Annotated in this window: 18 protein-coding genes; 16 read left to right on the top strand and 2 right to left on the bottom strand. The window is 28.0% G+C overall.

What is annotated here, in order from left to right:
• The first annotated feature begins 11 nt into the window (after positions 1-11).
• From secY to HNP63_RS01730, 9 genes are all read left to right on the top strand, one after another.
• Positions 12-1,316 carry a preprotein translocase subunit SecY gene (secY, locus tag HNP63_RS01770; protein ID WP_015055598.1) on the top strand — a complete coding sequence of 435 codons (1,305 nt, stop codon included), beginning with the start codon at positions 12-14 and terminating at the stop codon, positions 1,314-1,316.
• Positions 1,317-1,328: 12 nt separating this feature from the next.
• Positions 1,329-1,442, top strand: coding sequence for a 50S ribosomal protein L36 (rpmJ, locus tag HNP63_RS01765; RefSeq protein WP_004790059.1), 114 nt, complete (start codon positions 1,329-1,331; stop codon positions 1,440-1,442).
• Positions 1,443-1,459: 17 nt separating this feature from the next.
• On the top strand, positions 1,460-1,837 hold the full coding sequence (gene rpsM, locus HNP63_RS01760; RefSeq protein WP_004789950.1) for a 30S ribosomal protein S13: 378 nt from the start codon (positions 1,460-1,462) through the stop codon (positions 1,835-1,837).
• 27 nt (positions 1,838-1,864) lie between these two features.
• Positions 1,865-2,257, top strand: a complete 393-nt coding sequence (gene rpsK / locus HNP63_RS01755; protein ID WP_002557092.1) for a 30S ribosomal protein S11 — start codon at positions 1,865-1,867, stop codon at positions 2,255-2,257.
• Between the two features lie 15 nt (positions 2,258-2,272).
• Entirely contained in the window at positions 2,273-3,307 is a 1,035-nt protein-coding gene (locus HNP63_RS01750) for a DNA-directed RNA polymerase subunit alpha (RefSeq protein WP_011601055.1), read from the top strand.
• Between the two features lie 21 nt (positions 3,308-3,328).
• Complete coding sequence (gene rplQ, locus HNP63_RS01745; protein ID WP_004789857.1) at positions 3,329-3,700, top strand: 50S ribosomal protein L17; 372 nt, start codon at positions 3,329-3,331, stop codon at positions 3,698-3,700.
• Positions 3,701-3,773: 73 nt separating this feature from the next.
• Complete coding sequence (rny, locus tag HNP63_RS01740) at positions 3,774-5,306, top strand: ribonuclease Y (RefSeq protein WP_004790011.1); 1,533 nt, start codon at positions 3,774-3,776, stop codon at positions 5,304-5,306.
• On the top strand, positions 5,296-6,084 hold the full coding sequence (locus HNP63_RS01735; protein ID WP_004789451.1) for a TIGR00282 family metallophosphoesterase: 789 nt from the start codon (positions 5,296-5,298) through the stop codon (positions 6,082-6,084). Before rny ends, HNP63_RS01735 begins: the two co-directional genes overlap by 11 nt.
• Entirely contained in the window at positions 6,065-6,856 is a 792-nt protein-coding gene (locus HNP63_RS01730; protein ID WP_004790026.1) for a TlyA family RNA methyltransferase, read from the top strand. The genes HNP63_RS01735 and HNP63_RS01730 overlap by 20 nt, the downstream gene beginning before the upstream one ends.
• Here the strand turns inward: HNP63_RS01730 and HNP63_RS01725 are convergent.
• Positions 6,853-7,599 carry a GerMN domain-containing protein gene (locus tag HNP63_RS01725; RefSeq protein ID WP_183227066.1) on the bottom strand — a complete coding sequence of 249 codons (747 nt, stop codon included), beginning with the start codon at positions 7,597-7,599 and terminating at the stop codon, positions 6,853-6,855. The genes HNP63_RS01730 and HNP63_RS01725 overlap by 4 nt on opposite strands.
• An 86-nt stretch (positions 7,600-7,685) precedes the next feature.
• On the opposite strand from HNP63_RS01725, the gene der reads away from it, so the two are divergent.
• The 7 genes from der to trxB all read left to right on the top strand — a co-directional run bounded on the left by der (position 7,686) and on the right by trxB (position 21,748).
• Positions 7,686-8,987, top strand: a complete 1,302-nt coding sequence (gene der, locus HNP63_RS01720) for a ribosome biogenesis GTPase Der (protein WP_011601058.1) — start codon at positions 7,686-7,688, stop codon at positions 8,985-8,987.
• Complete coding sequence (locus tag HNP63_RS01715; protein WP_004789428.1) at positions 8,984-10,243, top strand: DUF8515 domain-containing protein; 1,260 nt, start codon at positions 8,984-8,986, stop codon at positions 10,241-10,243. Before der ends, HNP63_RS01715 begins: the two co-directional genes overlap by 4 nt.
• Positions 10,240-10,926 carry an HAD family hydrolase gene (locus tag HNP63_RS01710; protein WP_044052218.1) on the top strand — a complete coding sequence of 229 codons (687 nt, stop codon included), beginning with the start codon at positions 10,240-10,242 and terminating at the stop codon, positions 10,924-10,926. Before HNP63_RS01715 ends, HNP63_RS01710 begins: the two co-directional genes overlap by 4 nt.
• A 19-nt stretch (positions 10,927-10,945) precedes the next feature.
• Positions 10,946-17,434 carry a SpiroCoCo family coiled-coil protein gene (locus HNP63_RS01705; RefSeq protein WP_183227064.1) on the top strand — a complete coding sequence of 2,163 codons (6,489 nt, stop codon included), beginning with the start codon at positions 10,946-10,948 and terminating at the stop codon, positions 17,432-17,434.
• An 11-nt stretch (positions 17,435-17,445) separates the two neighbouring features.
• A complete protein-coding gene (gene pheS / locus HNP63_RS01700) occupies positions 17,446-19,008 on the top strand; it encodes a phenylalanine--tRNA ligase subunit alpha (protein ID WP_011601061.1) in 1,563 nt (520 codons plus the stop codon).
• Positions 18,996-20,699 (top strand): phenylalanine--tRNA ligase subunit beta, encoded by a 1,704-nt coding sequence (pheT, locus tag HNP63_RS01695; RefSeq protein ID WP_183227061.1) that lies wholly within the window; start codon positions 18,996-18,998, stop codon positions 20,697-20,699. Before pheS ends, pheT begins: the two co-directional genes overlap by 13 nt.
• 68 nt (positions 20,700-20,767) lie before the next feature.
• Entirely contained in the window at positions 20,768-21,748 is a 981-nt protein-coding gene (gene trxB, locus HNP63_RS01690) for a thioredoxin-disulfide reductase (protein ID WP_011601063.1), read from the top strand.
• A 20-nt stretch (positions 21,749-21,768) separates the two neighbouring features.
• Here the strand turns inward: trxB and rlmB are convergent, their stop codons facing one another.
• Positions 21,769-22,509, bottom strand: coding sequence for a 23S rRNA (guanosine(2251)-2'-O)-methyltransferase RlmB (gene rlmB, locus HNP63_RS01685; RefSeq protein WP_011601064.1), 741 nt, complete (start codon positions 22,507-22,509; stop codon positions 21,769-21,771).

Genomic DNA, 22,509 nt, shown 5'->3' with positions numbered 1-22,509 from the left:
GTGGAATAAAAATGAAAGAATTGTTTTTAAGTTTATTTACTGTTAAGGATTTGAGAAATAAGTTTTTGTTTACTTTATTTATTCTTTTTCTTTTTAGAGTTGGTTCGTACTTGCCGATACCAGGAATAGATTCTGTAGCGCTTAAAAGTTATTTCAAGTCACAATCAGATTTTTCAATTGCTAATTATTTTGATTTTTTTTCAGGTGGTGCTTTTAGTAATTTTTCTATATTTATGCTTAGTATAGGGCCCTACATTTCAGCATCTATTATTGTTCAGCTTCTTGTTTATTCTTTTCCTTCTTTGAAAAAAATGCAAGAGGGTGATGGTGGGAGACAAAAGACTAAAAAATATACAAAATATTTAACAATAGTTGCAGCTGTAATTCAAGGATATGCAACAAGTCTTTATGCTAAGGGTATTCCGGGTGCCGTTACTATTCCTTTTTATAGATACATATTTATTGCTATTTTAACAGTTACTACGGGAACATTTATTCTTTTGTGGTTTGGAGAGCAGATTAATCAAAGAGGTGTGGGTAATGGGACGTCTTTGATAATTTTTTCCGGCATAGTGGTTAGACTTCAAGCAGCTTTGTTTAACTTATTCCAAAGCATGCAGGATCCTTCACAAAATGTTAATCCTGTTTTTGTGATACTTGTTATAAGTATATTTATTTTAGTTGTTATTTTAATTATATATGAATATAAAGCTCAAATGCGAATTGCTATTCATTATGCTAGAGCAAATTCTAATAGTACGGTTAGTTCATATTTGCCAATTAAATTGAATCCATCGGGTGTTTTGCCGGTTATTTTTGCCTCTGTTTTGATTACTTTGCCTTTACAAATTTTAAGTGGTTTTGCGGAAACTTCTTCTATAGCTAGGCAAATTTTATCTTATTTAAGGCCTAATGGGTTTTATTATACTTTTTTAAATGTAGTTTTGATAATCGGATTTACGTATTTTTATTCTAAGATTCAGTTAAGTCCCAAAGATATAAGTAATAATATTCGTAAGAATGGGGGTACTATTCCTGGAATAAAGTCTGATGAAATGGAAAAATATTTAGATGAAATTATGAATAAAACTTTATTTTCAGGATCTATTTTTTTGTCAATTATTGCAATTATTCCGTTTTTAGTGCAAAATATTTTTAGATTTCCGCACGATGTTTCTAGAATAATGGGGGGATCTTCTTTGCTTATTATGGTAGGAGTTGCACTTGATACATTAATTCATATTGATGCTTATTTGAAAACGCAAGGATTTTCTCATAGAAATAAAAAGAATTATGCATTTTTGCAAAAAATTTAGGAGTGTTTGATTATGAAAGTTAGAGCAAGTGTAAAGCCAATTTGTGAAAAATGTAAAGTTATAAAAAGAAAAGGTGTATTAAGAATTATTTGTGATAATTTAAAGCACAAGCAAAGACAAAAGTAAAAATTAGAGGGAATAAGATGGCTAGAATATCGGGAATAGATTTACCAAGTAATAAACAATTAAAAATAGCACTTACTTCTATTTATGGTATAGGTAGAACAAGAGCTTTAGAAGTTTGCAATAAGGCAGATATTTCTCCAAGCAAAATTGCTAAAGATTTAGATAATGATGAGGTTAATCGACTTAGGAAGGTGATTGAGAGCGATTATGTTGTAGAGGGAAAACTTAGAAGTGAGGTTGCTATGTCTATTAAAAGGCTTATGGATATAGCATGTTATAGGGGCGTTAGACATAGAAAAGGATTGCCTTTGAGAGGGCAGAGAACTAAAACAAATGCAAGAACTAGAAAAGGAAAAAGAAAGACTGTAGCTAATAAGAAAATAGCTAGCAAATAAAATAGTTTTTAAGATTTGGAGGGTAAGTTGAGCGCAAAATTATCAACTAATAGTAAAAAAAAAATTAAAAGAAACATAGGAGAAGGAAACGTTTATATACAAGCTACTTTTAATAATACCATAGTTACTGTATCTGATATAAAGGGAAATGCTTTAGCTTGGGCAAGTGCTGGTGGGATGGGTTTTAAAGGGGCTAAAAAGTCGACTCCATATGCTGCTCAAATAACAGCAGAATCTGCTTTAAATAAAGTGAGAGATTTTGGAATTAATTATGTTCATGTGTATATAAAAGGGCCAGGTATTGGTAGAGAATCTGCAATAAGAGCTATTGGTTCGATTGGGATGACTGTAAAATCAATTTCAGATATTACCCCTATTCCTCATAATGGATGCAGGCCGAAAAAAACCAGACGGGTTTAGTTAGAAGGAGTTATAATGCCCATGGAAAGATTTTTGAAAGATTTTACTATACCTGAAAAAATTGAATTTTTAAAAAGTCAAGATGATGGATCTTATGGTAAATTTACGATATATCCTTTTGAAAGAGGTTTTGGAGTTACCATAGGTAATACTTTAAGGCGTGTGTTGCTTTCTTCTATTGAAGGGTATGCTATTACTGCTATGAGAGTTCAGTCTAATAATAAAGACTCTTCATCAAAGGTCGTTTCAAGTGAATTTGATTTGATTCCTGGAGTTTCTGAGGATACTCTTGAAGTCATTGCTAATATTAAAAATATTCATTTAAAACTTAGAGAAGGAGAGCAAAGAAAAACAATAAGTTTTAGTGTTAGTGGTAAAGATACTAATGTTTTGAAAGCTTCTCATTTTGAAAGGGATGGAGTTGAGGTTTTTAATAAAGATTTAGTTATAGCTACTTTATCACATGATGTGAATTTAGATTTTGAATTTCAAATTAATTATGGTAGAGGCTATGTGTCTTCTGAGCAAAATTCCAAGTATTTAGAAGAAGTTAATGTTATTGCTTTGGATTCTATATTTTCGCCTATAGAGAAAGTTTCATATTCTGTAGAAGATACTAGGGTTGGTCAAAGGTCAGATTATGATAAGCTTGTAATGGAAATTTGGACTACAGGTGTGATTTCTGCTAAAGATGCAATAAAAAAGGCTGCATCAATAGTAAGAGAGTTTTTGTTTCCTCTTGTAGATTTTGAAGATAGTGTTAGTGTATCTTTTGATAAATCAAAATCAGAAAGTTCTAACTTACTTGATATGAGTATTGAGAAATTGGATTTGTCAGTCAGATCTTTAAATTGTTTAGCCAAAGAAAATGTTAGAACTTTAGGGGAGCTTATTAGTAAAAATGCAGAAGAGCTTTCTAAGGCTAGAAATTTTGGGAAAAAAAGTTTAGAAGAGATAATCGAAAAACTTGGTTCTTATCAATTGTTTTTAGGAATGTCCAAAGAAGATGCTTTATCTGTATTGAGCAAGAATGTTAAAATATCTGAATAAAAGGAGAGTTTAGGTTATTTCATGAAAGCAAAATTGGGTTTTAATAGGTTAAGTAGGAAATCTAGTCATAGGAGAGCGCTTTTAAAAAATATGGTAATTTCTTTTTTAAAACATGAAAAAATTTCTTCTACTAAGGCAAAATTGTTTGAAGTTAAAAGATTTTCTGAAAGATTAATTACAAAGGCAAAAGTTGACACTGTGCATAATAGGCGAGAATTATCAAAATTTATACATGATAAATATATTTTAAATAAGCTGTTTACCAAAATTTCTCCTGTTTTTAGACAAAGAAGTGGTGGGTATACTCGGATGATTAAATTAGGTAAAAGATATGGAGATGCGGCTGAAATGGCTATCCTAGAATTAGTTGAAAAGCCTTTAAAAGCCGAATAATTAATAAATTTGAGCATACTGTTTTATAAGATTAAAGTTTAAATTGCTTTTAACAGCATAGGAGTTAAATGATATGATGTATATTATTTTTTCTTCTATTTTTGCTGGCTTTATATTAGGATTTTTAATAAGAGTTTTTTTAGGTAGATTATCTTTATTAGATTTAGAAAAAAATCTGACAAAAGTAAGGGTAGAATCACAATTAGAGATAGAAAATGAAAGAAGGCAAATTATTGCTAATGCAAAATCTCAAATGCTTAAAGAAAAAAACCAGCAAGATAGGGATATAAGGGATAGGAAAAATGAGATTGTTAATCTGGAAAAAAGATTATTACAAAGAGAAGAAACCTTAGATAAGAGAATATCTGCTCTTGATAAACAACAATCCAGAGTTGATTTTAAAATTAAAGAATTTGAACAAAAAGAAAAAGTAATAAGAGAAAAAGAGGCCGATCTTGTTAAAAGATTGGAGAATATTTCTGGTCTTACAAGAGAAGATGCAAGAAAAATTGTAATTGAAAAAGTTGAGCATGAGTCTAGAAGAGATGCTCAAGTTATTATCAATAAAAGTGAACAGGAGGCTCAGTTATTAGCGGATAAAGTCGCAAAAGATATTTTAGTATCTACTATGCAGCGTATTGTTACAGAGGTAAGTTCAGAGTTTACAGTAGCTTCTGTTGAATTGCCTAATGACGAGATGAAGGGGAGGATTATAGGTAAAGAAGGACGCAATATTAGAGCTCTTGAGACTTTAATAGGAGCCGATATCATTATTGATGATACTCCTGAAGCTGTTGTTATATCTTGCTTTGATCCAATAAGAAAAGAACTTGCCAAGAGGACCTTAGAAAGACTTGTTACAGATGGTAGGATTCATCCTGCTAGGATTGAAGAAGTTGTGTATAATGTTACCAATGAGATAAATAGCATTATTCAAGAAGAAGGTGAGAAAGTAGTTTTTGATCTTAATATACATGGACTTGATAAGAGACTTATTAGAGGGTTGGGAAGGCTTTATTTTAGAAGTAGTTATGGGCAAAATGTTTTAAGCCATTCCAAAGAAACTGCTATAATAGGAGAAATTTTAGCTAAAGAGATGAAATTAGACCCTATTGTAGTAAAAAGAGCATGTCTTTTACATGATATTGGGAAAGGTATGGAAAGTATTTCTGATAATAGCGAGGGACATGCTATTACTGGTGCTGAACTTGCTCAAAGTTGCGGAGAGAGTGAAATTGTTGTTAATGCTATTGCTGCGCATCATAATGAAGTTAAGCCCGAGAGTCTTGAGGCTATTGTTGTTCAAATAGCAGATGCCATCTCAGCATCTCGCCCTGGAGCAAGGCGAGAAAGTTTAAATAACTATATAAATAGACTTAAAAGACTTGAAGATATTGCTTATAGTTTTGAAGGTGTTCAAAAATGTTATGCGATTCAAGCTGGTCGTGAAGTTAGAATTATTGTTGACAATGCTTTAATTAATGATGAAAAATCAATTTTACTTGCAAGAGATATTGCCAAGAAGATAGAAGCTGAAATGAGATATCCTGGAAAAATTAAAGTTACAATTATTCGTGAAACTAGAGTTATTGAATATGCAAGATAGCATTATTAAAACCTTGATAATTGGGGATATAATAGGCGAGAGTGGATTAAAAAAAGTTTTTTTTAATCTTAAAAATATTAAAAACAAATATAGAATAGATTTGGTAATTGCTAATGGAGAAAATTCTTCAAATGGTTTTGGAATAACTCCGGAAATAGCAAATAATCTTTTTAGATCAGGTGTTAATGTTATTACCACCGGGAATCATGTGTATTCTAATTGCAAAATAAATGATTATTTAAATAAGCAGATGTATATTTTAAGGCCAAATAATTTTTCAGATTTATTAGATGGGCATGGCTATTGTTTTTTGACTGTTAGAGATGAGAAGATCGCTGTGATTAATGTTCAAGGGGGTATAAATATGAATTTTATTGTTAAAAATCCTTTTGATAATACAAAAAAATTGATTAATATGCTAAGTAATAAGGCCAGAACCATTTTTGTAGATTTTCATGCTGAGAGTAATTATGAAAAAGAAAGTTTTGGATATTTTTTAAATGGTTTTGTAACAGGTGTGGTTGGGACTCATACTCATGTTATGACTAAAGATGAAAGGATATTATCAAAAGGGACAGCCTATATTAGTGATGTTGGAATGACAGGGGGATTGAATTCTGTAATAGGATTTAATCCCGACATTTCTCTTAAAGGCTTGCTTGAATATATCCCTTTAAGAGCTGAAGTTGTGAAAGATGACATAATTTTACAAGGAGTTATTATTACCTCCAATCTAAAGACAGGCCGTGCTTTAAAAATTGAAAGGATTCAGAAATAATTTATTAAATGTACTTTGTAAAAGGTATCCGGAAAAAACACGAAAAGAATTAATGGTTTTGATTTTAACGGGTAATGTATATGTAAATTCTCATAAAGAAAAAAATCCTAAAATGTTAATAAACAAAGCAAGTAAAATAGATTTAGTTGAGAATACTTGTCAAATATTTGTATCAAGGGGAGGTTATAAGCTTTTAGAAGCTCTTAAAGGTTTTGAGATCGAAGTTAAAAATAAAATTTGTGTTGATGTTGGCTCTTCAACTGGTGGCTTTACTGATTGTCTGTTACAGTGTGGTGCTAATTTTGTTTATTCAATTGATGTAGGCATTAATCAACTTTCTTATAAATTGAGAATTGATCCAAGAGTTAAAGTTTTAGAGAGAACTAATATTTTTGATGTTACAGAATTTGAAATTGTGCCTAATTTTGCCGTTGTAGATGTTTCTTTTAGATCGTCAATAAGTATATGTGTGAATTTAATAGATAAACTTTCTGATAATTTTATTATAGTTTTGATCAAGCCTCAATTTGAGGTTAAAAGTTTAAATTTAGATATAAAAAATTTTAATGGCGTTGTGAATGGTAAGTATTTGAAAATAATTTTGCAAAGTGTAATTGAAAAGTTCTATAAAAATAAATTACAAGTTAAAAATATATTAAAGTTAAAAACCAAAGGTAAAAAAGGCAATCAAGAATTTATGTTTTTAATTATTAGGTCAAGTATTTTAAATATTGCAAGCTCTATGCAATTGCTTAACAATATTGAATTTTAATATTTATCCAAAGTCTTTTTATTTAATATCCCTGAGAAGTTTAAGTTTAATTCTTCAAGTATTATTGGATTATTTTCTATCGTTAAAATTATTCCAGTAATTCCTTTAATTTCAAGACATGTTAAAGTTATTTGAGCTATTTGATTAATTATACCCTCAATTCCGAAACTATTTTCATAAAATTCTTTAGATAAGTTTATTTTAGCAATTCCTTCACTTAGGCTTAAGTTTAACAGCTTAGTTTTTATAGAGATTAAGCTTAAAAAATTGTTTTTTAGTTCGTATTCATTTGGTCCTTTGATTAAAGATTTTAGTGTTTCTTCAAGAATATTTTTGTCGTAATATATAGCTCTTTTTACAGTTTGTCTTAAAAAATAGCCTTCTGGGGTAACTTTTATAAAATAAAGCTTGATAAATTTTTTGTTTTTAAGGTTATTATTTCTTTGGTTTTGTTTAAGTTCTTCTTCAAGTTTTTTTATTTCTGGTGGTTGGATTAAAAAACTTTCATTTTTAAGTATTTTTATATTTGTATTTTTATTAGTGTCTTTTTTGACTTCAATTAACCTATTATCGTGTGTTTTACTTGATTCAAATAAACTGTTATCGTAATTTTTTTCTTTAAAAATATGCATAATAAGTGAATTTTTGGTTATTAATAGTGCGCTAATTATTGTTAAAACAATAGCAATCAAAATTAGAAGTATGTCTGATTTGATTGAGCTTGAACTTTTTTTCCTTTTCAATATAAACACTCATGCGTAATTGGCATAAATACTAATATTTGATATTATAATGGAAATATCGGAATAAATAAAGAGGTGTATTTGCTTTGCTTAGTTATAAAAAGGTTCTTATTGTTGGTAGACCAAATGTTGGGAAATCTGCTTTATTTAATCGAATTTTAGATACAAAAAGGAGTATCACTGAAAATACTTACGGTGTTACTAGAGATTTAGTTGAAGAGGTTTGTAAGGTTGGTTCTTTTAAGTTTAAATTAATTGATACTGGTGGGTTTACTATCTTAAAAGATGAGATTAGCAAAATTGTTGTGCAAAAGGTTTTAAGCTCTTTAGAAAAAGTTGATTTAATTTTATTAGTTTTAGATGTTAATGAAATTTTACTTGAAGATTATCAGATTATTGAAAGACTTAGGAAATATAGTAATAAGGTAATTTTAGTTTTAAACAAAGTAGATGCCAAAGATAAGGAATTTTTAGCTCATGAATTTCATAATTTAGGGTTCAAGCGCTGTTTCTTGGTTAGTGCAGTTCATTGTCGAGGCATTGCTAAACTTAGGGATTTTTTAAAAGTAGAAGTTGGCGAGGCTAATATTGAGGATGAAGTTAATATTAAGGTTGGGATTATAGGTAAGCCTAATTCAGGCAAGTCCACCCTTATTAATTATTTATCTGGAAATGAAATTTCAATTGTTTCGGATAAACCCGGTACTACTAGGGATTTTATTAAAACCAAACTAACTAGAAATGGAAAAGTTTTTGAGATTATTGATACAGCTGGGATAAGGCGAAGGGCCAGAGTAAATGAAATTGTTGAATATTATTCTGTTAATAGGGCATTAAAAGTAATTGACATGGTGGATATTGTGTTTTTGTTGATTGATGTTAAAGAAGAATTAACTTCTCAGGATAAAAAGATTGCTCATTATGTTACTAAAAAAGGGAAAGGAATTATTATTGTATTTAGCAAATGGGATCTTGTGAAGGAATCTAAAGGCTATTTTGAAGCCCTAAAGAGTCGTGTGAAATTTTTTTTCCCTGTTTTAAATTTTGCTCCTATATTTAGAATTTCTGTTCATAAAAAGATAGGTTTAGATTCTCTTTTTAAAGAAGCTTTTAAGTTAAAAGATCAACTTGAGTTTAAAACCAGTACCCCAGATCTAAATAAAATGTTGAATTTATGGATCAAAGATTATCATTTAAATGTTTCTCATAAAATAAAATATATTACGCAAGTTAGTGCTAATCCTGTCAGGTTTATTCTTTTTGCAAATAAAATAAAGAATTTTCCAAATTCTTATTATAATTATTTAGTAAATAATTTGCGTAAAATTGGATATAACAATATTCCAATTTTAGTAGAATTGAGAGAAAAAATAAGAGATTTAAAGTGAAATATATATTTTTATTCCTAATAATTAAGAGTCTAAATCTTTTTGCGCTTGAGAGTTTTTTTTATGATTTTGATATAAGGACTAAGTATTCAAAATATTTTAATTCAAGCTATGTACAAAAAAAAATAAGTCCAACTAAGCACTTTATTACAGAAAATTATTATATTGAAGTTTCAAGTTCAGTTTCTTCTGAGTATGTTTACTATTCTTTTTTTAATAAAAAAAAGAATGTGGATTATATTTTTCCAGGGTCTTATGTGATTAAAGTGGGCAAAGATGGCATTGAACAGATAAAAATATTTTTTATAAACAGGGGTGATACGTTTATTAGAATAAAGTCTGCAAAATTTTCTTCTAGTGCTGATTTTTATTTAATAAATACTTTAATTTATAAAGATGTTAAATTGCCTTTTAAGATTGAAGAGATTGCAGTAATTTCTCTTGGCAATATAATAAATTATATTGCCAAGGTTATTGATTTTAGGTATTTTATTCCTGAATATTTTGATATTTATGAAAATATTTCTAATATGGCAATTACCCTAAGGAAGGCTCTTGCATCTTTTTCCATTGCTGAGGTTGTTGATGGTGCAATGGATGAATATGGCAAAATGGTGCATATAGAAACTGGATTGTTGCAAAAAGATCCTGTAGGGTTTAATTGTTCAGGATTTGTTAAATGGGTGGCGGATTCGATTTATAAATCAATTACGGGACGACTTTTAAGGATTGATGATCTTAAGCTTAGACATATTGGTGTTAGAGGTAGTGTTTTTACTAACAACCAAGAATTTAACAAGGATCCTTTTTTTGGTCTTGATTGGATTCGTAATATTGCCTATAGGATAAATAATATTAATATGGATTTTAATTTGTCTAAAATTAAGGAAAATGATGTCAATAATATTAAGTTTTTTGATTATATTGACAACCGTGGCTATAAAATTGAAAATTTAGAATTTTTATTATATAGTCTAGCTTTAGATGAGCCCGGATATATTTATTTTGGATCTATTAGTACGGGTGTTAACAATTTGTCAAGTATGATGCTTCATAAACATGTTGTTTTATTTCTTCCATTTCTTGATGAAAATAAAATTTTTAGAGTGTCTGTTAATGAAGTTAATGCTGAGACTTCGATTAAGTCTCTTCAAAAAAGATATCCAAAATCTTATATCCATTTAGTTAGAGTTAAGATTCCTGAAAATTTACCGATAGTACCTATACCTATAAAGGCAAATAATCAATTATCATGATTAAAGCTGTAATATTTGATTTAGATGGCACCTTGTATCCTGAAGTGGATAGAAATAAATTAATGTTTTTTGAATTTTTAACTAATATTAAGTTTTTTTTAGCTTTTAAAAAGATTAGAAAAAAAATACGAATTTTACAAACCAATCAATTTCCGCCTTCAAATAGAGATGAATTACTTTCCCTTCAGGTTAAAATGCTTTCTGAGCATTTAAATCTTGATGAGAATAGGTGTGCTTTTTTATTAAATAAAATATATTACAGTCAGATTTTTAGTGATAAGTTTAAAAAACTCAAGCCATATCTTGGAGTTCAAGATTTAATCTATTGGCTTAAATTTAAGGGAATAAAATTGGGTGTAATGTCAGACTTTCCTATTTTAGGTCGTGTCAAAAATTTATTAGGCATTCAAGACAGTTTTTGGGATATTCTTTATTCTTCAGAAGATACTGGGTATTTAAAGCCGCATAAAGCGCCTTTTTTAAAAATTATTGAAGATTTAAATTTAAGTAGTAATAATATTTTGTATGTAGGGAATTCTTATGAATATGACATTTTAGGTGCTAAAAATGTTTCAATGAAAGCAGCTTTTTTTTCAAAAAAGAATATAAATTTCAAGGGGACGATTGATTTTATTTTTCATGATTATAAGGACTTAAGAGAATATATACGTTTGAATATATAGAATATGGGTAAAATATTTTATGATAGATTTTGCGACTATTTTAGTTAACCTTTTTTTGGTTTCAATAGTTTTGTTTGTTTATAGGCAATATGATAAACGTTCTAGAGCTTTAGATAAAATTAAAAAGTTCATTGACCTTACAAAGGTTAATCTTGAAGATTTTATTGAAGATAAGACAAAAGAGATTAATGATCTTGCTGTTGATATGGAAGCTTATCAAAGATCTAGCATAGAAATAATAAAAAAGATTGAGGAAGTTCAGCAAAAGATTAAAAACAAAAGCAATGATTTTGCAGAGGTTGAAAAAAAGATAGCTTATCATGATTCTATGCTTAAGGATCTTGATGAGATGACCTTTAAAGTTCAAGAGAATATAGAAAGATTGCAAGTTGATGGGAAAATAGTAGATAAACTTTCAAAAACTTTAAAAGGATTTAATACTCAAATTGATTCGGTTGAATCAAATTTAAATTCGGTGTTAGAAAAATTTGACAAGACCAATAAGGAAAATCTCGAGTCTATTAAAATTGCTAGTTGGGAAAAGTTTGATACTAATATTAAAGACCTTGTTTTTAAAATGGACAATTTGAATAAAGAGATTGATCTTTATGAAAAAGATTTAGCAAATATTGAAGAGAGAAAAAAGGATATTTTAGTTAAGGGTAATGAGAAATTAGATTTAGAATTTAACGATTTTCTTGAAAAAGTTGAATTTAATATTGTTAAATATAATAAAGAGATAGAAAATTCTTTTGGTTTTTATGAAGACAAATATAAGTTAATAGAAAATTCTATAGAGCTTATTATGGAGAGCGTAAAGAATAAAATTAATGAGAAAGAAGATTTTATTTTAAATAGACTAAATGAAGAATTGCAAAATAAATTTAAGGATATCTTTACATACGTTGATGATCGTTCTAAGGAAATTCAAGATAAACTTGAGGATAAGTTGATTTTAGTAGATGATGAAATTTCTTCTATGAGCTCTTCTTTTAAGGACAATGTTTATTCAAGAATTAATTCACTTGAAGAATCAATACGAATAGAGATGGGAAAATATGAGGAGCAGGTTGATGATGTTTTTGATAAATTTAGATCTCAAGTTGAATTAAATCTTAAAAATATTTATGAAGATTATGAAGATAAAATAAACCAAGTTGATAAGAACATTAAAGAAAGGGTAGAACTTGGTTTGTTAGATTTGAATTCTAAAATGGAAAGCGTTCAAGTAGGTGCTATCGATCTTATGAAGAGGCTTGAAGATGATTCTAATAAAATATATCTTGAATTTAAAAATAAGTTTGAAGAAGATATTAAAGTATTTAGTGGAAGTTTTAAGGATGATATTAATCAACTTAAAATGCAATTAGAATCTCAACTTTTAGATGTTGATTCAAATATTCAAGACAAGCTTATTAAGCTTAATGATAATTTGATTTCTAATTTTGAAGAAATTGGTGGCAAATTTAATAATAATTATTCAAATTTAAGTGATAGTATAAATGCTAAGTACACAGCTCTTTTTGAATCTTTGGATTCTAGCAGCTCTAAATTTGAAGATCAAATGGAATCTAAATATAAAGTCTTTACAGATAAATTAACGGCAGAAATGGATGATTTTTCTTTAATTTATGGTAAAAAATTTGACACATTCTCTCAAGAAGCGATTAATAATTATCAAGAATTTCAAGATTTAAACAAAAAATTAGAAAATGAAATTGGATCTTTGTGTAATATGTTAGAAGAAAACCAAGAGATTTTAAAGCGAGATTTTAATACTAGTTTAATTAACATTAAAGATGAAATTGGTAAAAATATAATAGAGTTTAAGGATCGTTATTACGATGAGGTAAATATTTTTGTTAGTCAGCTAGAAGAAAGTAAGCTCCAATATTCAAAGTGGCAAAGTGAAATGGATTCTAATTTAAAAAATATTGAATCTCAAATAAATAAAACAAATGAAGAATTTTTAAGTTTAATTCAGATTCAAAAAGACAAAGGAATAGAGCTTAGTGAGAGTGTTTTTAATGATCTTTCTGATCATATTCAAAAAAAAGCTATTGATATGCATGGTAGTTGGAAAGATGAGCTTATTGCTTTAAATAAATCTTTGCTTGATATTAAGATCTCTAGTGAAGAGCTACTTTCATCTGCTACTTTAAAAATAGAAAATCTAGAAAAAGATATTAACGATAGAATGGAATATGTTTTGTTAAAAACAGGTGATATTGAGAGTTTAGTTATAGAAAAATATAAAGAATTAAAGGATATGTCATATTCACAAAGTGATGAAGCTATATTAGAAATTAAAGAATTTATTAATAGACAAACAGAAATAATTAAAGATAAAAGTGTATTTATGCTTGAGGATTTAAACAAAAAATTTGATGATAAGAATAATTTTGTTATAAGTAAGATTGAAGAATGTGATTATAAATTAAAAGATTTCAAGATTGAATCAGAAGATGTTTTAAATAATTTTAAATCTGATCTTAATGAATTTATTGAGTCAAAACTACAAATTGTCTCTGATATAAAATCAGACAATCAAAAGCAAATTGATGATTTTTTAGATAGAATTTCCAAAGATATTTTAAATAGGAAAGATTCAATTAACAATGAAGTAGACATTAAGCTTAGTGATTGGCAAAGCAAATTAAACGAAATAACTGTTAAAATTGAAAATTTATTGTCTTCAGGCAAGGTAGATTTGGATTTAATAGATTCTGAAGTAACTACAAAAATCAAAGAGCTTAAATTTTCCATAGAAAGTCTTGAGAGTTATTATCTTGAGAAAATAGATGAATTTAGAAATCAGGGTGCTATATATTCTGATGAGCTTTTACAGGATATAATGAACCATTTTAATAAAGAGACTAGAGAACTTGAGGAAAATTTGTCAAAAAAGTTTGCTGTAGTTTTAAATAATTCAGAGGAATTTGTTAAAGAGGTTGATAGTTTATTGCAGGATAAAAGAACTGATATTGCTTCTTTTCAGGCTAATATAGATATTACTCTTGATTCTCTTAGTGTAAAGTTTAATGATATAAACAAAGAAATTAATGAAAAATATAATGAAGTGATATCTAATTACAGAGGGTATTCAGAAAATATTTCTAGCAAACTTGAAAATGAAATAATGCATGAGATTGAAAATCTAAATAGAAGATTAACAGATAGAATGGATAGTCTTAGCAAAGGTATGGATGAAAATCTTCAAAAACTTAAGGAATCTTTTGATGTGTCAAAATATCAGGTTGAAAAATTTGAATTGAAAGTTAAAGATCTAACAGATGATGGAGAGACAAAAATTAGTGAGTTTGTTAAAGAGATCGAACAGTATTATAAATCTAGATTAGAAGAAGCAATTGATTATAGGAGAACTATTGATAGTGATATTATGCAAGCAAAAGAGAGATTTGGAGAGATAACAAATGATCTTAAAAATAATATTGAGAGTAAATCTGAGTTTTTAAATGATCTTTATAAGGAAAGATTTAAACTTATTGAGAGTAATTTTGAAGAGAGATATTCTACATTTTTAATTGAAAGTGAGGGAGCTATTTCAAAAATTAGAGATGAGATCTATAAAACACTTACAATTAATGATGAAAATTTGCAGATTAAGATTGCTGAAATGGATCATAATTTTGAGATAATAGAACAAAGATCAAAAGATATTTTAGAGTTTGAAAAAGAATTGCGAGATAAAATTCAGGATTGTTACGGTGTTATAAATTCTCAATTTGGAGAGATTAAGGTAAGTGTTGAAGAGGATATAAAAAATCATTTTGAAGTTTGTATAAAAAAGGCAAACACTTTGATTGATGATGACATTATAAAGTATGAAAATGAAATTCATAAGAGAATTGATTCTTTAAAATCAATTGAAAATACTTTTGATAGCATAGAGAAAAATTTGAATGACAAAGTGAATGGGTGTATTGATAAAATAGCCAATGATTTTAATCTTAAGTATATTGAACTTGAAGAAAGGTGCAATGAAGGGCAATTGAATTTAGAGAGTAAAATTGACAACAAAATTAAAGCCATTGATAATTTAGCTTCAAGTCAATATGATGAGCTTGAGAAAAAGTATGCTGATATGTATGATGAATTTTTAGAGAGATTAAATTCTTATATTACAACTTTAAGTGAAGAGTTTAAGCATTCAAATAAAGAGATGATTTTTGAACTTGAATCTCAATTAAAAAATCTTAAAAATCTTGAGTCTGATTTAAATAATGTTGAAAAGGATGTTATTAGATTAAAAGAAGAGTCTTATCACAATGTTTCATCACATCTTAAACTATTAGAAGAAGATTTTTTTAAAGATTTGAAAATTAGAGGCGAAGAGCTTAAATATTCTTTGGAAAACTTTGTTGCTTCATATAATGATAAAATTCAAAATTTAGAATATGATTTGTCTAAAAATTTGGAAAACAAGACAGAACTTATTCAAAGCTTTCACTTAGATATTGAACAAAAAATGAAAAATGATAAAGAAAATTTTTATTTGGATTTTACTAAGGAATTTTCTTCCAAAAAAAAAGATATGGAGAGTGAGATAGCCTTAATGGAAACCAATATTACTGGGAGAGTAGATGAATTTATTGATTTTGTAAATAACAGGCAAAATATTATTGATTCTTGGTTTTTAAATATTAAAGATGATGTAAAAAATTGGCAAGAAAAATCTTATAGTACAATAGAGAAGAAAATAAATCTTGCTGAACTTGGAATTAAATCATTTGAGAATGATATTCTTAATGTTAAAATTGGTTTAGAATCTTTTAAAGATGGTTTTGAAGTTAAGGCTGAAGAGATTTTTAGCAATTTGCAAAGCGAGGCTAAAAAAATTGAACAATCAGTTCATCTTGATTTTAAAAATATTGGTGAATCATTAAATCTTAAAGTTTTAGATCTTGAAAGATTTGTTGATTTTAAAGTAGAAAAGATAGACGAAAAGGTTAATAAGAAAACTGAAGATATCTTGACTCAGGCAGAAGTGAAATTTTTAACTCAGCAAAAGAATCTTGAAGATAGGATTTTTGAGCTTAATCAAAAATTGGAGCAAGAATTTACAACTTTATCTTCTAATCTTGATAAAGTAAGGCGGGAAATGGTTGATGTAATTTCTAGTGATAAAGAAAGCTTTGAAGGTCAAATTGAATTAATGCATAAAAATATTTCAGAATTTTCTGAAAAAATTAGTTTATACAGAAGTAATATTGAGACATCAATTGAGAATGAATATAGTTCTTTTTCTAAATCTATAAAATCAGAGTTCGGTTTACTTGAGGACGAGCTTAAAAAAAGTTTAAAACATTCAACGTTGGAGATTGAATCCGTAAAGAATGACTTACAAGAACAAATTGATAAGTTTGAGGTTGAATTCAAAAAAAATCATAAAGAATTATTAAAAGAAGTTGATACTAATGTTTTAGAACTTGAATCTAAAATATTAAATTGTGATATTACATTTAATAAATTTATTAGTGACATTAAAGACAATCTGGTTGAATATAAATCCGATTTGAGAAAAGAATTTGAAGATAGTTATGATAAATTAAATTTTCAAATTGAAAATTTTAAAAAACTAGATGCTGAGCTTGAAAAAAATAATTCAATATTTTTAGAGGCCTATTCTCTTAAGGATAAGTTAGAGAAATTATGGGAAACTTTAAAAAATGAGATAGATCTTGCTCAGGAATATAAAAATAATTTTGAAAACGTTAACAAAGAATTCTATAATATTCAAAAAGAAACATTAGGTATTATTGAAACCTTTAATGATTTAAAGTTAGAACATGAATCTATTCAAGCTATTAAGAATGATTTAAATAAATTTTTTGAATTTTATTCTTCATTTGATAGTAGATATAAGAGTTTAGTTGAATCTTATGATGAAATGCAAATTTATAAAGCTAAAATAAAAGAGATATCTGTTGAGCAGAGAACCATTCTTGATAATTATGAAAGAATTAGCAACAAAGAGAGTATATTAAAGAGTACTATAGAGTCCGTTGATAAAAACTTTGATTTAATAAATGAAGTGGAGAAAAGATTTAATACTTTAAGTAAAGAGAGCACTGAGTTTCAGAACAATCTTAAAGACATGGAAAATGTTGTTTCTAATCTCTTATTAAACAAAGGGTTGTCTGAAGAAGTGATGGTTAATGCTCAGAATTTAAAGGAAATGCTCTTAGATATTGAAAATAGGTTGAAAAACACTTTAACTATGAGAGAGAAGGTGGTGAAATCTGAGACAAGGTTAGAGAATTTAAATATTGCAGCAGAAGAGAGAATAAAAACTCTTGGCATTCTTGTCAAAACAGATTCTAAATATCAAGATAATGTTGGTCTTAATAATAAAACTGTTAGGAATTCTGTAATAAAATTAATGAGGCAAGGATGGAGCGCTGAAGAAATTTCTAGAGCTACTAAATTATCTATTGGAGAAGTTGAGCTTATTTTAGAACTTGGTATAAGCAACAAGGGTGATTAAAGGTTATATTTATGAAGGCAGATTTAAATTTAATAAAAACATTACATCCTCTTGAGATTAAAGTTATTTTAAATAATAAAGAAGAGGATAATATTTCTTCTTCAATTATTATTGAAAAATTAGGGTTTAATGAAGGCCAGGCAAATAAAACAATTGAATGGTTAAATTCTAAAAGGATTATTATAGAGACTTATAGGAAATTAAATGTATTTTATAAAGCAACAGAAAAGGGCCTTAGTGTTTTAAAAGATGGGTTTGTTGAGGAAAAAATAATAAATCTAGTATCTCGAAAGACAGTTTTGGCTTCAAATTTAGCATTAGAGCTTGAGCTTGATCTCAAAGAAGTGAGAAAAGCGTTTGGCAATTTATTAAAAGAGGGCATTCTTTCTCTTGATTTAAATAAACAGGTTATTATAAATTGTTCAGATGGTATAGAGGCTAATTATCAAAAAATACGTGTCTTGTTAGAAAGAGCAAAAAGTAGTGATCTTCTTAGAGAAAGTTTGACAACTGAAGAGCTTTTATTAATATCAAATTTTGCTAAGAAAAAAGGAGCAGATTCTGTATTTTTTAAAATAATAGAAAAGTTTGATTTAAAGTTTAGATTATCTGATTTTGGCTTAGAAGTAAAAAATTTTTTAATGAAAAGCAAATTGACAGGAGATGAGCTTACTAAGCTTACTCCCGAAATTTTAAAAAATAAAACGTATGAGAATAAAAAATTTAGAGCTTATAATATTCATATTCCATCAGCTAAAACTTTTATTGGGCGCTTTAATTCTTATTTAGATTATATTTCTAAAATTAAAGACAAATTAGTTGGCCTTGGTTTTGAAGAGTTTGATGGGCCTTTAGTAGAAACAGAATTTTTCAACAACGATGCTCTTTTTATGCCTCAATTTCATCCTTCTCGTGACATTAAAGATGTTTATTACATTTCAGATCCTAGCATGCAAAAATCCTTACCTGAACCTTACTTTTCTAATGTAAAATTAGCTCATGAATCAGGATATGCAACAGGTTCAAGAGGTTGGAGATATAGTTTTAGTGAGGATCTTTCTAAGAGATTAGTTTTAAGAACTCAAGGTACTGTTCTTTCTGCAAAACAGTTAATTAATGCTAAAAACCCAAGCAGATATTTTGGAGTTCTTAGATGTTTTAGATATGATCAAGTAGATGCAACTCACGGAGTTGATTTTTATCAAACTGAGGGGATTGTTATTGAGGATAACGTTAACATTAAAACTTTGTTAGGCCTTCTTGAAATTTTTGCCAAAGAGTTTGCAGGTGCTACAGAAGTTAAATATGTTCCTGCATATTTCCCCTTTACCGAACCTTCGATTGAAATACATGTAAAACATCCTGTTCTTGGCTGGTTTGAACTTGGAGGAAGTGGAATTTTTAGGCCAGAAGTTACAAAGCCTTTAGGCATTGATCTTCCTGTTATTGCTTGGGGGATTGGAATAGATAGAATGGCTTTAATGCACTTAGGTCTAAATGATTTAAGAGATCTTTTTACTTATGATATTGGTGATGTTATTCTAAGGCGAGGAAAGATAAGATGCCAAAAGTAGAAATTTATAAAAATCTTTTTTTAGATAAAGTAGGAAAAAATTTTACAAATTCAGAGATTTCAGAATTGCTTGAACCATTTAAAGCGGAATTTGATGGGTTTGATGAAAATTCAGGAAAAATCAAAATAGAATTTAATGATACAAATAGGCCAGATTTGTGGTCCTATACTGGACTTGCTCGTCAAATAAAAACGTATTTTTTTGGAAAAATGCCTTGTTATGATTTTTTTTCAAAAAAAGGAGACTTTAAAAAGTGTTATGGTGAAATTTTAGTGGATAATAAAATGTCTCAAATCAGACCGTTTATTTTTGGATTTTTAGCAAAGGGATTGATTATTAATGATAGAATGCTTGAGGCACTAATTCAATTTCAAGAAAAGCTTTGTCAAAGTTATGGACAAAAGAGGAAAAGAGTTGCAATGGGGATGTATAATTCTAATTTTATTAAATTTCCAATAAGTTATGTTGCTTCATCTCCTAATCATAAGTTTGTTCCCTTGGGAATGGATTGTGAGCTTTCTCTTTTAGAAATAAATGAGAAGCATCCCAAAGGATTGGAATATTCCCATATTATCAAAAATTTTGATAAGTATCCGTTATTATTGGATGATAATAATAATGTAGTCTCTTATCCTCCAATAATTAATTCTAATAATATCGGATCTTTAAAGGTTGGTGATACTGATATATTTGTTGAGGTTACGGGGATTGATTTTGAAGCAACTTTGTTAGCGTTATCTGTAGTAGCTTGTGATTTTTATGATATGGGTTTTGAAATTTTGCCGGTAAAAACTGTGTTTAAAAAGCCTTTTGGTTTAGATTTTGAAGAATTAGTATGCCCTTATTATTTCCAAGAAGAAGTAGAGTTTAATGTAAAAAATGTTAATAGGCTGCTTGGAAGTAATTTAACATTAGAGCGTATTTGCCTTAGTTTAAAAAAAATGGGAGTAAATTCTTACTCTAGAGATTTGAAAAATTATGTTATCCCACCTTTTTATAGAAACGACTTTCTTCATGAGGTTGATGTGATTGAAGATGTGATGATAGGGGAAGGTCTTGCAAGTTTTCATCCAGAGCTTCCTAAGGCTTTTGCAGTGGGAAGGCTTAGTGCTTTAGAAGAGTTTTCAAGGGATATTAGAAATTTAATGGTGGGTATGGGATTTCAAGAGATGATTTATAATTATATGGGTTCTAAGAAAGATTTTATTGATAGAATGAATATTAGTGATCAAAACTTTTTAAAAGTATCTAATCCAATGACAGAGAATTATGAATATATTAGGGCATCAATAATTCCCAATTTATTAAAATCAGAAAGTGTTAGTTCTAATTTCCCTTATCCGCATAAAATTTTTGAGGTTGGTAAGATAGCTTTAAAGAATTTGAATACTACTATTGAAGGAACAAGCACTTTTACCAATTTAGCTTTTTTAATGTCTGGCAAAGAAATTTCTTTTAATGAGATTAATTCAATTGTTGCAACGCTTTTTTATTATTTAAATATTGAGATTAATTTAAAAGAATCACAAGCCAATTTTTATATTAATGGTAGGGGAGCGGATATTTTTCTTAAAGACTTTAATATAGGTAGCTTTGGTGAAATTTCACCTTATGTTTTAAATAATTTTGGTATTTTTATTCCATGCTCTGTTTTTGAGGTTAATATCAATAAGCTTATGAGTCGATCTTAAGTATTTAATATTAATTCTAGCAACACTAAGATTTGCATTGAAATTTTTAAGGGAGGCTTAAAATTTATATGTTGGAATTTGAAACCATTGATATAAATCTTACTCAAAAGGAAAATTTATCTCAAAAAGAGGTAGATTTTATTGAAGATGTAATAATTGTAGGATCTGGTCCGGCTGGATTAACAGCTGGGATTTATTCTGTTATGAGCAATTATAAAGCTACTATTTTAGAAGGCCCTGAACCTGGAGGACAGCTTACTACAACCACAGAGGTTTACAATTATCCAGGCTTTAAAAATGGAATAAGTGGTAGAGATTTGATGTTAAATATGAGAGAGCAAGTAGTAAATCTTGGAGCTAAAACTTTTCTCGAAACTGTTTTTTCTATAAAAAAAAGAAATAGTATTTTTTACCTTTATACAGAAAATTATGTTTATAAAAGTAAAGCTGTAATTATTGCCGTTGGATCAAAACCCAAAAAACTTGAATCTCTTAAAAATTCGGATTTATTTTGGAATAAGGGTATTTCGGTTTGTGCTATTTGTGATGGACATCTTTATAAAGGGAAAAGGGTTGCAGTAATTGGTGGAGGAAATACTGCTCTTTCAGAAGCAATTTATTTAAGCAAATTAGCGGATAAGGTTTATGTTCTTGTAAGAAAAGATTATCTTAGAGCTATTGCTATGTTAAGAGATAATGTTGCAAAGTTGCCGAATATTGAAATTTTGTATAATTCAGAGGCCACAGAAGTAGATGGAAAATCTTCTATTTCTTCGGTTAAAATTTTTAATAAAAAAGATAATATTGTTTATAAATTAGAAGTGAATGCTGTATTTATGGCTGTTGGTTATAAGCCGAATACAGAATTTTTAAAAGGGTTTTTGGATTTAGATGAAGAAGGGTTTATTATAACTAAAGACGTTGTTAAAACAAGTGTTGATGGTGTTTTTTCGTGTGGAGATGTTAGTAATAAACTTTATGCTCAAGCCATTACTGCTGCTGCTGAGGGATTTATTGCGTCTGTTGAGTTGGGGAATTTTTTAAAATAGTTTTTATTCAATTTAATGTTTTAGAGTAGATTTAATTGCCTTTTGATTTCAAAGATTAAAATGCCAGCAGATACAGAAACATTAAGTGAGTCTATTTTGCCACTAGTTGGAATTCTTATTAAAAAATCGGAATTTTGTTTTGTTAGCTTGTGAACACCTTTTCCTTCATTTCCTAAAATAAGTGCAATTTTTTTGTCGTTTATTTTGATTTTGTTTATATCTTGCCCTTTAATATCACCAGTGTATATCCAAAATCCATGTTTTTTTAAAAAATTTATTGTATTGTTTATGTTTGTCACTGTTATTTTTTTTACATATTGACTTGCACCAGAGCTGGTGCGCAAAACCGTTGAATTGTCTTTTGCACTATGTTTTTGAGTAGTAATTACAAGATCTATACTAAACTGTTCTGCTGTTCGAAGGATTGCTCCGAAGTTTTGGGGGTCTTCTATTTCGTCTAAAAGTAAAATGAAAACATTTTCTTTTTTTTTAAATGTTTCTAGCAAGTTTTCAAAATCTTTGGTTTGTGTTTTTACATTTTTATTTTTTTCAACTTTTAATTTTAATGCAAATCCTCTATGATCTTTGTTTTTTAGAATTTTGTCAAGCTCATTTATACTGATTTTTGTTATTTTTATATTTTGTGTTTTAGCCAATTTTTCAATTTCTTTAGTTTTTGAACTTTTTTTTGATATATAAAGTTCAAATCCTTTATTGTTTTTTATGCTTTCAATTATTGAATTGGCATGAGTTATATACAT

It is taken from the genome of Borreliella afzelii, assembly GCF_014202295.1.
Classification (GTDB): Bacteria; Spirochaetota; Spirochaetia; order Borreliales; family Borreliaceae; genus Borreliella; species Borreliella afzelii.
Note: the sequence above shows the minus strand (reverse complement) of the source record. Positions and strands in the feature narration are given on the sequence as shown.

Coding starts and splice junctions, on each gene's coding strand:
- trxB (WP_011601063.1), top strand. CDS start 20,768: ATGTTGGAATTTGAAACCATTGATATAAATCTTACTCAAAAGGAAAAT.
- HNP63_RS01705 (WP_183227064.1), top strand. CDS start 10,946: ATGATAGATTTTGCGACTATTTTAGTTAACCTTTTTTTGGTTTCAATA.
- HNP63_RS01750 (WP_011601055.1), top strand. CDS start 2,273: ATGCCCATGGAAAGATTTTTGAAAGATTTTACTATACCTGAAAAAATT.
- pheT (WP_183227061.1), top strand. CDS start 18,996: ATGCCAAAAGTAGAAATTTATAAAAATCTTTTTTTAGATAAAGTAGGA.
- rny (WP_004790011.1), top strand. CDS start 3,774: ATGATGTATATTATTTTTTCTTCTATTTTTGCTGGCTTTATATTAGGA.
- rpmJ (WP_004790059.1), top strand. CDS start 1,329: ATGAAAGTTAGAGCAAGTGTAAAGCCAATTTGTGAAAAATGTAAAGTT.
- pheS (WP_011601061.1), top strand. CDS start 17,446: ATGAAGGCAGATTTAAATTTAATAAAAACATTACATCCTCTTGAGATT.
- rpsM (WP_004789950.1), top strand. CDS start 1,460: ATGGCTAGAATATCGGGAATAGATTTACCAAGTAATAAACAATTAAAA.
- rlmB (WP_011601064.1), bottom strand. CDS start 22,509: ATGTATATAACTCATGCCAATTCAATAATTGAAAGCATAAAAAACAAT.
- rplQ (WP_004789857.1), top strand. CDS start 3,329: ATGAAAGCAAAATTGGGTTTTAATAGGTTAAGTAGGAAATCTAGTCAT.
- HNP63_RS01710 (WP_044052218.1), top strand. CDS start 10,240: ATGATTAAAGCTGTAATATTTGATTTAGATGGCACCTTGTATCCTGAA.
- secY (WP_015055598.1), top strand. CDS start 12: ATGAAAGAATTGTTTTTAAGTTTATTTACTGTTAAGGATTTGAGAAAT.
- HNP63_RS01735 (WP_004789451.1), top strand. CDS start 5,296: ATGCAAGATAGCATTATTAAAACCTTGATAATTGGGGATATAATAGGC.